The organism is Larkinella knui, assembly GCF_003858645.1.
GTDB lineage: Bacteria > Bacteroidota > Bacteroidia > Cytophagales > Spirosomataceae > Larkinella > Larkinella knui.
On sequence record NZ_RQJP01000005.1, the window covers coordinates 19,297 to 34,349 of the forward strand.

The 15,053-nt window shown below is 49.3% G+C and carries 5 protein-coding genes; all 5 read left to right on the forward strand.

Annotated features, from left to right (window positions below):
- The 5 genes from EHT87_RS22480 to EHT87_RS22500 all read left to right on the forward strand — a co-directional run bounded on the left by EHT87_RS22480 (nt 1) and on the right by EHT87_RS22500 (nt 15,044).
- Nucleotides 1-396, forward strand: coding sequence for a VanZ family protein (locus tag EHT87_RS22480; RefSeq protein WP_229321279.1), 396 nt, complete (start codon nt 1-3; stop codon nt 394-396).
- Between the two features lie 41 nt (nt 397-437).
- Complete coding sequence (locus EHT87_RS22485) at nt 438-1,736, forward strand: glycosyltransferase family 4 protein (RefSeq protein WP_124908932.1); 1,299 nt, start codon at nt 438-440, stop codon at nt 1,734-1,736.
- A gap of 374 nt (nt 1,737-2,110) precedes the next feature.
- Nucleotides 2,111-8,785, forward strand: a complete 6,675-nt coding sequence (locus tag EHT87_RS22490; RefSeq protein ID WP_124908933.1) for a polyketide synthase — start codon at nt 2,111-2,113, stop codon at nt 8,783-8,785.
- 8 nt (nt 8,786-8,793) lie between these two features.
- Entirely contained in the window at nt 8,794-14,037 is a 5,244-nt protein-coding gene (locus EHT87_RS22495; RefSeq protein WP_124908934.1) for a non-ribosomal peptide synthetase, read from the forward strand.
- Between the two features lie 47 nt (nt 14,038-14,084).
- Nucleotides 14,085-15,044 (forward strand): cupin-like domain-containing protein, encoded by a 960-nt coding sequence (locus EHT87_RS22500; RefSeq protein WP_221622060.1) that lies wholly within the window; start codon nt 14,085-14,087, stop codon nt 15,042-15,044.
- Nucleotides 15,045-15,053 lie beyond the last annotated feature (9 nt).

Sequence of the window (15,053 nt, forward strand, 5' to 3'; positions counted from 1 at the left end):
GTGCGTTTATTTCTGCTTTATGGAATGATTGCCCTCACCATCGGTATCGTTTTCGGTCTCAGCTGGCTTCCCAATCCGCATTTAAGCAAGTATGGATTTTTGCCGGCTCGACTGGCCTATTGGACCGATGCGGATGCCAATATGAATGTACGGACTGCCGTACCGATGGTTTTTCTTGGCCTGTTCAGCGGCATCTGGCTGATAAGCAGAAAGTATGGCGGTTACTGGTGGGCGGGCATCTGGCTGGCCTTGGTACTCATCATCCTGATTGCGGAAGTGGGCCAGTTGGCGTTGCCGCGACGGCATTTTGATTGGGGCGATGTAATGTGGGGCGCTCTGGGCGCACTTGGCGGGATAACAGCAATAAGGATGGCCGGATTTCTGGTAAAGAAGTGACGAAATTAAAATGTCCACCTAATCTCAATTCAATTTTTACAATGAAAATTTTAGTTAGCAGTATGACATTTGCCCCTGACCACAGTGGGATTTCATTGTATTCAACGGATTTTGCAACCTATGCGATGGAACAGGGCCATGAGGTTACTGTTGTAACCGGATTTTCCTGGTATCCCAAATGGGAAAAAAAACCGGAAGATAAAGGTAAACTGTTTCGAACCGATTTTTATAAAAAAATTAAGGTATTAAGAGGGTATTTGTACGTTCCCAAAAAAGTCACTTCGTTAGCGAGGATGATTCAGGAAATTACTTTTATACTCTTTGTTTTTATCAATTTCTTTCGCGCCGGCCGTCATGATGTTATTGTCCTTTTTACAACACCGATAAATCTGGGTCTGGTTGGTGTTTTTTTTCAGAAGTACTGGAAAGCCAAACTGATTATAAATGTTCAGGATTTGCAACTGGATGCGGCCAAATCATTGGGAATGTTAGGCAAACTGCCCATTGTAGATGTGATGAACAAGATAGAACGTTACACCTACCAAAAAGCAGATCTGGTAACGTCTATCTCAACGGCAATGGTTGATATTGTTAAACAAAAAGGAGCTATAGAAAAAAACGTTTATTTATGGCCGAACTGGATCAACGTTGACGAAGCCGGGCGTAAAGGGGTAGAAGGTGATTTTAGAAAGGCCTATCCTGAATTTAAAGACAAGATCCTGATCGGCTATGCGGGGAATGTTGGGGTGAAGCAAAGCTTATCGGTTTTGGTGGATTTAAGTGAAAAATTTAAAGATCGTACTGACGTTGTCTTTCTTATTATTGGTCAGGGGGGCGATTTAGTAAATTTAAAATCGTACGCAGACAAAAAAGCAACCGGAAACATCCGGTTTATTGACTTTTTATCCCAGAATGATTACTACAGTTTTCTCTGCGATGTCGATATCGTTTTTCTCTCCCAGAAAAAAGACTCCGGTGACGTTTACTTCCCCTCAAAATTGTTGGGTATAATGGCGAAAAAGAAGCTGATATTCGTCTCTGCCGGTCAGGACTCTGAAATTTTTAAGGTGATCACGGAAAATGGGTTAGGTATGTCTTCGGACATCGAGGATGTTGATCACATGAGGGAATTGCTGACTGCTTATTTACAGGATAAAGAACAATTTGGCGTCTATAAGTCGAATGCGCATGATTTTGTACGCCGGTTTGACCGGGAGGTTGTATTAGAGGCATTATTTGGTAAAATTAATGATACGGTATTGAGTGGATTTTATGGGCCTGTTGCGACTCAATATACGTTTTCGACAAATACAGAGCAGATGACGGATCAGGTTATCTGAAAAACAGAGTAAAAATACTTAGTGTGTTTTTTGAATTCATTAGTTGCCGTATAGTAAATTAGCGAGTATATTTACTGGGCTAATAGGATTGATTGCTGGATTAAAGAGTATCTTTATACAGCAAAACACCAGGTGGATAATGAACACCCTTGTCAAGTGCTCAAAAAGCGATCCATAAAGACTAAAATACCTACTCACTGATCCGGAAAAAAAGTATTATTTTTTGATTTTATTATACTATTACTAATAGTATAGACACTATCGTTAGTATAAATAAGAGAAGTTTATTTTGTATTTTACGTCTTTTAGCAAGTACCGATGCTGTATTGAGTCTCTATAAATAGATTGAGTTGGACACCAAGAATTACTAAACAATGCAGAATCCAGATAACAACAATGGATCCTTTTCGGAATCTGAAAACCAGAATTCAGAGTTAGGTTATTTGGATAAAACGGTAGTGGCTTTATTTTCTGAACACGTTAGAAATAACCCTGATCAGGTAGCCGTACAATTTGAAAACCGACAAATAAGCTATCGCCAGTTAGACGAAAAGTCGAACCAATTGGCCACTTATTTAAGAAAAAAAGGCGTTAAAGAAGAGACAATTGTTCCCATTTGTATCAATCGATCCCTGGAAATGATTGTTGGGATCGTGGGGATACTAAAAGCCGGTGGTGCCTATGCTCCCATTGATCCTGAATACCCGCTCGACCGCATAAACTATATTTTATCAGATATAAATACACCCCTTGCCGTTACGGATAACTATACTGGTAAACTACTGATCGAGTGCAAAGAAGACCTTGAATTGATTCGGTTGGATACGGATTGGGAAACCATAGCGGCCGAATCAAAAGAGGCCGTAAAAAGTTCGATAAATCCCGACAATCTTGTTTATGTAATCTACACGTCAGGGTCGACAGGACGCCCGAAAGGCGTGCTTATCGAACACCGCAATTTAAGTAATTACCTACAGAATCAGTCGCAGGAATTTGCAATTGCGGCAACGGATTCGATCCTTCAAACCAGTAATTATGCCTTTGATCCGGCGGTAGAACAAATATTCCTTGCTTTATGTAATGGAGCAAAACTCGTATTGATTCGGAAGGAATCGTTGTTTAATCCGGATGAAGTAATTCAGGTAATTGCCCGGCAAAAAATTACCCACCTGCACACAACCCCCAGTTTATTGCGCTACATTCCCAGTGATACCTATGGGAGTTTAAAAAGAGTAGTTTCTGCCGGTGAAATTTGCCCGCCCGACCTGGCCGATTCCTGGGGCTCGCAGGTGCAATTTTACAATAAATACGGCCCAACCGAAGCGACGATCAGCTCCATTCAATACCGCTATCCGGCCGGCACGAAGTCAGAAGACGTTGTGCCGATTGGCAAACCGATTGCCAATACCTCGGTCTATATCGTGGATGAAAATGGCAATCCGGTACCGACCGGAACCGCGGGTGAAATTTGCATTGGCGGGGCTGGCGTGGGTCGCGGTTATCTCAATAATGCCCCGCTTACTACTGAAAAATTCACTACAAATCCGTATCGTAAACAACCCGGTGACCGGCTTTATAAAACCGGTGATTTTGGAAAATACCGCGCCGATGGACTGATTGAATTCATTGGCCGGATGGACGATCAGGTAAAAATCAGGGGTCATCGCATTGAATTGAGTGAAATAGAGGTTGTACTGGCAAACCACGAAGCGGTAGAGCAGTGCGTCGTGGTTTCACAGGATGACCATACGACTGGTAAACGATTGATAGGTTACATCGTTGTTAAAAAAGACATCGATACGATACTGATAAAGAATTACTTAGCCGAGAAGTTGCCCGAATACATGCTGCCGTCACGGCTTGTTCAGGTGTCGGCATTGCCGTTAACCGCAAATGGGAAAATAGATAAAAAGGCGTTGCTCAAACCCAAGGCCGAACGCCCGCCTTTATCCACGATCTATAGCCCTGCGGCCTCCCGGATTGAAATGAATATCGAAACCGTATGGGCCGAACTCCTGCAAGTGGATCAGGTGGGTACGGACGATAACTTCTTTGAACTGGGCGGTAATTCGTTGCTGGCAATTTCGGCCGTAACGATTTTAAAAAGAAGATTTGGCTATACCATTCCAATTACAAAACTCTATCAGCAGCCCACGATAAAAGGGATCGCGGCTTTTTTAGGAAAAGAGACTAAACCGGATGCGTTAAAAAGAAAGACTATACTTAATACGCAGGATATAGCGGTTATTGGCATGGCGGGCCGTTTTCCCGGAGCAGATTCTATTGAAGCACTTTGGGATATTTTAAAAGAAGGAAAAGAAACGACCCATTTTTTTACCGAAGAAGAACTGGATAAATCCATACCGACCGGTTTGCGGAACGATTCGGAGTATGTGAAAGCGCGGGGCATCATCCGGAAAGCCGATGAGTTCGATCCCTTATTTTTTGGGATTAATCCCCGGCTGGCGGAATTAATGGACCCGCAACACCGCATTTTTCTGGAAATAGCCTGGGAAGCGCTGGAAAGTGCGGGTTATGAACCCCAGAACTACGATGGCTCTATCGGCGTTTTTGGGGGATGCCGCAACAATACCTATTACTATACGAACGTATTACCGAACGCCGATCTGGTTGAGAAGGTGGGCAGTTTTCAGGTGATGACGGCCAATGAGAAAGATTACATCGCAACCCGAACGGCTTATGCTCTGAACTTGAAAGGCCCCGCAGTGACGGTGCAGTCGGCGTGTTCTACGTCCCTGCTGGCCATTGCTCAGGCCGTAGACAGCATTCGGAACGGGCAGTGTGACATGGCGCTGGCCGGTGGCGCAGCCATTGCTCAACCCATCAACAGCGGTTATCTGTATCAGGAGGGTGCCATGCTGAGCAACGATGGCCACTGTCGCCCGTTCAGTGCCGATGCGCAGGGGACGGTATTTAGTGATGGTGCAGGCATCGTTTTATTGAAAGCCCTGGAAGCCGCTAAACACGATGGCGACACCATTCTGGCGGTCATTAAGGGAGTGGGAGTCAACAACGACGGGAGCGGAAAAGGCAGTTTTACGGCTCCAAACGCCGAAGGCCAGGCCGGAGCCATTAGCATGGCGTTGCAGGATGCCCAGGTTGACCCTTCTACTATCAGTTATGTCGAAGCCCACGGAACGGCAACACCCATTGGTGACCCCATCGAGATTGAAGGGTTGAAAATGGCTTTCGGGGATTTGCCCGCCACCCAGTTTTGCGCCATTGGTTCCATAAAAAGCAATATGGGGCATTTGACAACGGCGGCTGGCGTAGCCGGATTTATCAAAACCGTACTGGCGCTGCATCATCAGCAGATTCCGTCATCCATCCATTATTCGGCTCCGAATCCGGCCATTGATTTTAGCCATACGCCGTTCTTCGTCAATACAGAATTCACCGAATGGCCGGAAACGTCCGGTCCGCGCCGGGCCGGGGTTAGCTCGTTCGGCGTTGGCGGAACGAATGTTCACGTTGTTCTGGAAGAATATGCCACGGAGATTCCGGCCGAAAAACCGGTGTCGACCCGCCCGGCGCAATTGATCACCTGGTCGGCCAGATCCATTCCCAGCCGGGATCAGTATGCCACACGGCTGGCGCAGCACCTGCAGAAAAACCGCCGGCTCGATTTGGCCCATGTGGCTTTTACGTTGCAAACCACCCGGGCTGCTTTCAATCACCGGCGCTTTACGGTGGCGTCTACCAATGATGAACTGGCCGAAAAACTGCTTGCCACTACCGGACCTTCGGCCGAAGTGAAATCGATCAGGGAACGTCCCGGTGAGGTGGTTTTCATGTTTCCGGGTCAGGGGGCACAGTACCTGAACATGGGTCGTGAACTCTACGTAAACGAACCCGTCTATCGGCAGGCCATCGACGAATGCGCCGGGCTGCTCGACGAATACCTGGAAACCGACATCCGGTCGATTATTTATCCGGAAGAGGTCAATCGGAAAGCCGAGGAAAACCTGAAAAATACGCGGTTTACGCAACCCGCCCTGTTTGTGACGGAATATGCATTAGCCAAACTGTGGATGAGCTGGGGCGTCAACCCGTCTCTGTTGTGCGGCCATAGCATTGGCGAGTTCGTTGCGGCCCATCTCGCGGGTATTTTTACCCTGGCCGATGCGTTGAAGCTGATCGCCATTCGGGGGCGGCTGGTGAGTGAAATGCCCCGGGGAAGCATGCTTTCGGTGCGGCTGGAAGCGGAAAAAATCGGGGCGCTCATGCCCGAACCGTTGTCCATTGCCGCCATAAATAGCCATACGCTGTGTGTGGTGGCCGGACACGACGAAGATATTGCGGCTTTTGCCAGTGTTCTGGATGAAAAAGGAATTCCGAACCGGGTCTTGCTGACGAGCCATGCCTTTCACTCGGTGATGATGGAACCGGTCGTGGCCGAATTCAGAAAAGCCGTTGACGAAGTGGTGCTGAGCCGTCCGCAGAAGCGTATCGTATCCACCGTTAGTGGTACTTTTCTGACAGACGCGCAGGCAACCGATCCCGACTACTGGGCCCGGCATTTGCGTTTAACCGTGCGGTTTTCTGATGCCCTCGAATCTGTTATTATTCTAAATCAGCCTCTGTTGATCGAAGTGGGCCCCGGGAATGCAACTACGACCTTTGCCCGGCAACAGGCAGGTGCGCGACCGGCCAGCATCGTGACAAGTCTGGATAAAAAAGGAACACAAACCGAGTTTGAAGCCATCCTGAAAGCTCTGGGTCAGGTGTGGATCAACGGGTTAGAGCCGGATTGGAAGGCATTTCATGCCCATCAAAACAACCGCAAAGTAACGCTGCCGACCTACGCTTTTGATAAAAAACGCTACTGGGTTGATCCGGTAACACCCCTTTTGCCGGTTTCGCTGCCCATGCCGACCGGGTCGGAAATGGCCATCGATCCTTCTGCTGAAACATCTCTATTTACGGTCCATATGAGAAAAGACGTATTAATCAATAAGGTTAAGGAAATGCTGGAGGAAGCATCCGGTGTTGAGATGGACGGCGTAACGTCGGATATGAGCTTTCTGGAAATGGGGCTCGATTCGTTGCTGCTGACGCAGGTTTCCATCACCTTAAAGAAAGAATTCGGTTTGCCGATCACCTTCCGGCAACTGAATGAAGAATACGCAACGATCGACAGCCTGGTTGCGTATCTCGACCGGCAGTTGCCAGCAGAAGCATATGCACCCAAACCGGTTGTTCAGCCTGTCAACCAGCACCCTACACCGGGCGTTGCCTTGCCAAACCCCGCTGCCATGCCCACCGGTACGAATGATTCCGTACTGGATTTGATGGGCCAGCAGATCCAGATTCTGGCCAGACAGATTGCCATGATGCAGGCTAGTCAACAAACCTCCCTGCCGTCTCTTACCTCCATGGCCGCACTGGCCAACCTGAATGGAAAATCACTGAATGGCAATAAACCCGCTTCTGCCAAAACGCCGGATTTAACGCCGGAAGAGGAAGTTGAAATCAAGAAACCGTTCGGAGCAAGCGCCCGCATCGAGCGCCAGATCACCGAATTAAATTCCAGACAGAAAACATTTCTTCAGCAACTCATCAGCCGGTATAACCAGAAAACCGGTGGTAGTAAAAACTATACGCAGGAGCACCGTTCCCATATGGCCGATCCGCGGGTGGTTTCGGGATTCAGACCGCTGACCAAAGAACTGGTTTATTCCATTGTCATCAACAAGTCGAAAGGCAGCCGCTTGTGGGACATCGATGGCAACGAGTACATCGATATGCTCAATGGGTTTGGTTCCAACATGTTCGGATATCAGCCCGAGTTCGTCAAGCAAGCCCTGTATGATCAGATCGAAAAAGGGTTTGAAATCGGACCTCAGCATGAACTGGCGGGGGAAGTCATCCGCTTGATCTGCGACTTTACCGGTTTCGACCGGGCGGCTCTGTGCAGCACTGGTTCAGAAGCGGTATTGGGGGCCATGCGGATCGCCCGCACGGTAACGGGACGGTCGCTGATTGTGGCCTTTACCGGTTCCTACCACGGAATTGTTGATGAAGTTATTGTGCGGGGAACGAAAAAACTGAAGTCGTTTCCGGCCGCACCGGGCATCATGCCGGAGTCGGTACAGAACATGCTGATTCTGGATTACGGCACGCCGGAAAGTCTGAAAATCATCCGGGAACGGGCGCACGAACTAGCCGCCGTGCTGGTGGAACCGGTGCAAAGCCGCCGACCGGAATTTGTGCCGATTGAATTTTTGAAGGAGGTTCGGAAAATTACGGCCTCGTCGGGAACAGCCCTGATTTTTGATGAAGTCATTACCGGTTTTCGCATGCACCCGGGTGGTACACAGGCGATGTTCGGCATCAAGGCGGATCTGGCTTCGTACGGAAAAGTGGTGGGCGGAGGCATACCCATCGGCATCATTGCCGGTGATAAAGCGTATATGGATGTGCTCGATGGCGGTTTCTGGCAGTATGGCGATGCATCTTTCCCCGAAAAAGGAGTCACCTATTTTGCCGGCACGTTTGTTCGGCATCCGCTGGCGCTCGCCACGGCGAAAGCCTCTCTGCTTCACTTAAAAGAGAAGGGCCCGGGTTTGCAAAAAGGGCTTACCCAAAAAGCCGAACGCATTGCCCGGGAGTTAAATGCCGAGTTTGACCGGCACCAAATCCCTTTTTATGTGGCGCAGTTCGGCTCGCTCTGGAAAATCAAGCCGAAAGAAGAAATACCGTATAGCGAGCTGTTGTTTGTGTTGATGCGTGAAAAAGGCATTCACATCTGGGACGGTTTTCCGTGTTTCATTACCGAAGCCCACACGGATGCCGAAATCGATCAGGTACTCCGGTTATTTCGGGAGAGCATTCAGGAAATGATCGACGCGGACATTTTCAAATCGAATCCTAAAACGGCCGCGTCTAACGAGAAAAACGGCCCCACTTATACGTTCAATGAACCGCCAACGCCCGACGCCCGGCTGGGTAGGGATCGGGATGGGAATCCAGCCTGGTTTATTTCTGATCCGGATCAACCCGGAAAATATTTACAGATAAAAATATAGCTATATTTATGACTGGAACTATACCTATCCCCGACGTGACCGCAGTTGATTTTGATCCTTTTGCCGGGCCGGAAATTGTGCGAATCGCACCGTCTACGGAGCCGCAGAAAGAAATCTGGACAGCGTGTTTGTTAGGTGGCGACAACGCCACCCGGTCTTATAATCTATTAAATACAATCCTGTTTAAGGGGTATTTCGACCGGGCTGCCATGGAGCAGGCCATCCGGGCGCTCGTGGCCCGGCATGAATCCCTGCGATTGGTGTTTAGCGCCAATGGCGAGCACCTTTGTATCTATAAAGAACTACCGATACCGATAGCCTATCACGCTATTTCAGAAAAAACTACCGCTGAAAAAGAGGAGCTGATTGCCGATTATCTGAAGCAGGAAGCCCGGCACGTATTTGATTTATTGAACGGTCCGTTGTTTCGAGCGGCTTTATTCGAGCTGTCGGATCAGGAATACCGCCTGATTCTGACCACGCACCACAGCACCCGCGATGGCTGGTCGATGGGGGCTATGTTGCTGGATCTGAGCGCACTGTACTCGGCTTACGTCCAGGGGGTTCCCGCCAATCTGCCCGAAGCGCCTTCGTATGCCCACTATGCCGAGGAGCAGTTTCAGTTTTCGACGAGTGACGAATACCAGAAAATCGAAGCGTTCTGGGTGGACCAATACCGGAATAATGTCCCGGTTTTTGATCTGCCAACGGATTTTCCGCGACCCGCCGTTCGGACGTTTGAAAGCAAACGCCTGGATTATCCGCTGGACAGCGACTTCGTTCTGGCGGTTAAAAAAATGGGTTTAAAAGCCGGTTGCAGCTTTGTAACGACCTTACTGGCGGCTTTTGACGTATTGCTCCACCGCTTATCCGGCCACGAAGACATTATCGTCGGCCTGCCAACCGCCGGGCAATCCGTAACGGGCAACAACCGGCTGGTTGGCCACTGCGTCAACCTCTTACCGGTTCGGAGTCATCTGGAAACGCAGCTGACGTTTACCGCTTTCTTAAAGGTTTGCCGGCAATCGGTTTTCGATGCGTATGATCATCAGCGACTCACGTTCAGCAATCTGGTGAGGAAGCTCAATATTCCCCGCGACCCTTCGCGGGTGCCGCTGGTTCCGGTTATTTTTAACATCGATATGGGAATGAACGATGGCGTTCACTTCCACGGGTTGACCCATGAATTGATTAGTCACCCCAAAGACTACGAAAACTTTGAATTATTTTTCAACGCCACGGGCTCCGAGAAAGCCCTGACGCTGGAATGGTCTTATAACACGCAGTTGTTTAAAGCGGAGACGATTGATCGTATGATGTCTGAGTTTACCAATCTGTTGAAAACGGTTGTCGCCCATCCATCTATACCAATAAGTGAAATCAAGTTTATGTCAGAAAACAGTCTGAATGAAAAATTGACTCAATGGAATGACACCAAAACGGATTATCCTTACCATACACCTTTACATGAATTAATTGCCCAAACGGCCACGAAGTACCCGGGTAAAACGGCTTTACTGTTTAAAAAGCAGGCAACAAGTTACCAGATGATGAACGAAACCGCTAACCGGTTAGCGCATTATCTGATTCAGCAGGGAGTGACGGAAGGAGATTGTGTGGGGATTGCGTTGGATCGTTCGCCCGAAATGGTGATTACATTGCTGGCCGTCTTAAAGGCCGGAGCGGCTTATTTACCGCTTGATCCGGAATATCCGCAGGAACGGGTGACGTTTATGCTGACCGACTCATCGGCCAAAATGCTGATTACATCGGCCAAATACCAGGGAAAACTGAAAAGTCAGGCCCGCGAAATCCTGATCGAAACAGCCCTGGCAGAATCGAAATCGAATGCCAGCCATGATCCCGACCGCCGGGTTTCGGGCGACCATCTGGCGTATATCCTCTATACATCCGGTTCGACAGGCAAGCCCAAAGGCGTATTGATCGAGCATCATAACCTGGTCAACTTCCTGTGGAGCATGGAGCAGGCCCCCGGTATCACCAAAAATGATATTCTGCTGGCGGTCACCACCATTTCGTTCGACATTGCGGGCCTGGAATTGTATCTGCCGCTGATGACCGGCGCGACGGTTTTGCTGGCTGATCCGGCCGTCACCCGCGATGGCCGCTCGTTACTCGACCTGATTAAAGCCGAAAAAGTAAGCATTCTACAGGCCACGCCTTCGACCTGGCGGATGCTGCTCGATGCAGGCTGGGACAAACCGCTGCCGCTGAAAGCCCTCTGCGGAGGTGAAGCACTTTCGACCGATCTGGCCGAAAAGCTGACGGCAAAATGCACGGAATTGTGGAATATGTATGGCCCGACGGAAACCACCATCTGGTCGACCGTGAAAAAGATTGGCCAGGGCGAACCCATCACCATTGGCCGGCCGATCAACAACACGCAGGTGTATATCCTGGATGAATTTCTTAAACCCGTACCGGAAGAAACGGTGGGCGAAATCTACATTGCCGGTGACGGCGTCGCCCGCGGCTACCTGAACCGACCGGAATTGACGGGCGAGCGGTTTTTGAAAAATCCGTTCGACCCATCGTCGGGAAGCGTCATGTACCGCACCGGTGATCTGGGCAAATTCTTGAAAACCGGCGAAATACAGTGTCTCGGACGCATCGACCAGCAGGTGAAAATCCGGGGGCACCGGATTGAGCTGGGAGAAATCGAGAACGTTATCAGCACCATCAGGGAAGTCAAGGAAACGGCGGTTGTTGCGCATACCGCTCGCTCGGGCGATCAGGTGCTGGTGGCTTACGTGGTGCCCGAGTCGGTGGCCGCAAATGACAAAGCCCCGAGCTGGCAAGACCGGTGGGACCTGATTTACAACATGGGCGTCAGTCATGAAAGTGGCCTCAAACCATCGGAGCAAAACCTTGAAATTGCCATCGCCGAGCAATTGAGCGGTAAAAAAGATGTCAAGGCCGAGATTGATGACTGGGTGCAGCAGTCGGTGAACCGAATCCGGAACCTACACCCGAAACGCATCATGGAAGTGGGGTGCGGGGCAGGGCAGTTGCTGTTTGAACTGGCACCCGACGCGTCGCTGTATATCGGTACGGATTATTCGCCAACGGCCATCGAAAACCTGCGGGAGAAGTTAGCCGTAGATGCCGCCAAATGGAAAAATGTTAAAACCGCCGTTGGCACCGCCGATGATTTTAGTGCTGTTCCGGCCGCGTCGCTGGATCTGGTCCTGATTCATAGTGTGGCTCAGTATTTTCCCGACACCACGTATTTGCTGCGGGTAATCGAGCAGGCGGTTAAAACCGTTGCGCAGGGCGGCTGCATTTTTATCGGTGATATGCAGGGGAAAAGTACGCTGCGGATGCACCACACGTTCGACCAGTTTCCGCGTTCGTCGGCAGAAAATACCGTTGCCGACTTCAAAAAGATTGTCGACCGGCGGGTTTTCATCGAAGATGAGTTGATGGCCGACCCGGCGTATTTCTATTTACTGCCGCAGCTTATCCCGGCGATTTCGGCGGTCGATATTCAGCTTCGTGAAGGGCAATTCCTGAACGAAACCACCAAACACCACTACGATATCTGGCTGTACGTCGGAAATCCGCCCGAAGTGGCCCCGGCTGATGCCGTGATCGACTGGACCCCGGATTATTCGGTGGAAGATCTCGAACGCAGTCTGTCGGCCAACCCGCAGGCGGTGGTGCAGCTCCGAAACGTCTTCAACAGCCGCACGGCCGAAGATCATACGCTGCTTCAGGTGATCGACGGGTTGAGTGATGCGGCCTTACTGCTGGAAGCGAAACCGAAACTGGCGACCATTCCGCCCAGCGTTGACCCCGCCGTTTTGTGGTCGACCGGCAAAAAACACCGCTTCACCACCCACGTCCGGTGGGCGGGCGACGGCTCCGACAATTTGCTGGATGTCGTTTTCATTCCCTCTGAACGCACGAATCAAATTCCGGCCCTGCCTGCGTCGATTACGCTGGAAGGTGCTTCGCTGAATGAGTTTGCCCGCAACCCGTTCAAGCACAACCTGATTGTTCCGCAGGATCAGGTGGATGCATGGAAGCAACAGATTCGGCGGAACCTGCCCGACTACATGGTTCCGAACAACTTTGTGGTGCTGGCCAAGCTGCCTCTGACGCCCAACGGCAAAATCGATAAGAAGGCGTTACCCGACCCGATGCTGGACGCCATCGAGAACCGTACCGGTTTTATGGCTCCGCGGACGGACATCGAAAAGCTGGTTGCCGATATCTGGATGGAATGTTTACGGCTCGAAAAAATAAGCGTGTTCGACAATTTCTTCGAGCTGGGCGGCCACTCGCTCATCGCGGTTCAGGTGATGACGCGGCTGGAGAAAAAAACCGGGAAGCGTCTGCCGCTATCCATGTTGTTTGAATACCCGACGGTGGAAAAACTGGCGTCGATTCTACACATGAATGGCCGGTCGGTTACCTGGGATTCACTGGTTCCCATCAAACCACAGGGAACCAAAATTCCGCTTTATATCGTCCACGGCGCTGGTTTGCATGTGTTGTTATTCAATACGCTGGCCATCAATATGGACGCCGACCAACCGGTTTATGGACTTCAGGCGAAAGGAATTAACAGCGATGATCAACCGCTGGATAGCATTGAAGCCATTGCGGCTTATTACATCGATGCGATCATGGCTAAAAATCCGGACGGACCTTATGCGTTGGCGGGTTACTCCTTTGGCGGAATCATTGCCTTCGAAATGAGCAAGCAGTTAAAAGAAAGAGGCAAAGAAGTAAAACTGCTGGCTATGTTTGACTCCTACGCCGATCAGTCCAATTTTTATGATCCCTGGATAAACCGACTCTGGAATGATTCGACGGCCTTACTGAAGGAACGACTCTATATTCTTACCTTATTAAGACGCTATCCGCGCGAAACGATCAGTACAAAAATCGATTCGGTCAAGCGCAAAGCGAATCAACTGTATCGCCGGATTCGGTACAATGAAGATTACATGAAAGTGTTTCATGGTAATTATTATAAAGTCAATGAAACGAATATAATTGCGGCCCGTAATTACCGTTTAGTGCCCCAGGAAATTAAGATAACGCTGTTTCGGGCCGAAAAACAACTTGCCTACAAAGAAGATTTTGAATTTCTCGGCTGGAAACCGTTCGCGTTGAAAGGCGTTGAAGTGCACCAGGTTCCGGGCGATCACGTCAACTTATTTACTCCGCCAAACGATAAAGCATTTGCCCGGATGCTGCAAAAAGTGCTGGATAACTGCTAATCCTGTTTTCAATGTATTGATCTACGGTTCGACGAATGGACCGGCGTATGCATTGGTACGCTGGTGCTTTTCGTACGCTTGCATTTCTGATTCAGAATACGATTACCGGTAACCCTAACGCGTTTGCGATCATGCAGCAGGTAGAAAAAGAAGAGCTATTAGAGATCAAAAAAATAGATTCGATCAGCTACGAAGACTTTATTAATCAGTATGTTAAACCCGGTATTCCGGTGGTTTTTAAAAATGCTTCCGCGAGCTGGAAATCGAAACATACCTTCGATCCGGATTTTTTCAGGAACCATTTTGGGCACTATACAACCACGCACAAGGACAAAGTTTATACAATGAGCGAGGTGCTGGAGATTACCGAAAAAAGCACGCCCGAAAAGCCCGCACCGTATCCGATGGCTTTCGAATTGCGGTCGCAATTACCGGAGTTTCTGGCCATGTTGAATCCCCTCCACATGAACTACGCCTTTCCGAACTGGTTCAACAGCAGGCTGATACCAAAAAGCCGGTTTGGCAATGACCGGCAGTTGTACATTGGCGGTGTAGGAAATCAGTACGTGTTGCACAAAGATTTATTTCATACCGATGCCTGGGTCACGCAGCTGTATGGAGAGAAGCAGTTTATTGCCTATCCCCGTGATCAGGAAGAGTTACTTTACCCGGAAAACAAGGGAACCCGCTCGCCCATTAATTTTTTAAAACCGGATTATGAAAAGTATCCCAAATACCGGGATGCTACCCCATTGAGCGTCGTATTGCAGCCCGGCGAAACCATTTATATTCCCAACGGAATCTGGCATACGACAGTTGCATACTGCCATAACATATCCATTGTCGTTGAACAACTTAGCGGGAATAATTTTAACGCCTGGAAGAATGATATTTTCGAATACGGAAAGAAGCGAGGTTTACTAAAAAGTATTTTACAATATGGCTATGCAGAAGCCATTGGACTACTTTTTAAACTCAGAGAACTGACCGGATATAAATTTAAATAATGGTTACTA

Bases quoted from the DNA above. Each gene is read 5' to 3' on its own strand.
- EHT87_RS22490 (WP_124908933.1), top strand. From the start codon at position 2,111: ATGCAGAATCCAGATAACAACAATGGATCCTTTTCGGAATCTGAAAAC.
- EHT87_RS22500 (WP_221622060.1), top strand. From the start codon at position 14,085: ATGCATTGGTACGCTGGTGCTTTTCGTACGCTTGCATTTCTGATTCAG.
- EHT87_RS22485 (WP_124908932.1), top strand. From the start codon at position 438: ATGAAAATTTTAGTTAGCAGTATGACATTTGCCCCTGACCACAGTGGG.
- EHT87_RS22495 (WP_124908934.1), top strand. From the start codon at position 8,794: ATGACTGGAACTATACCTATCCCCGACGTGACCGCAGTTGATTTTGAT.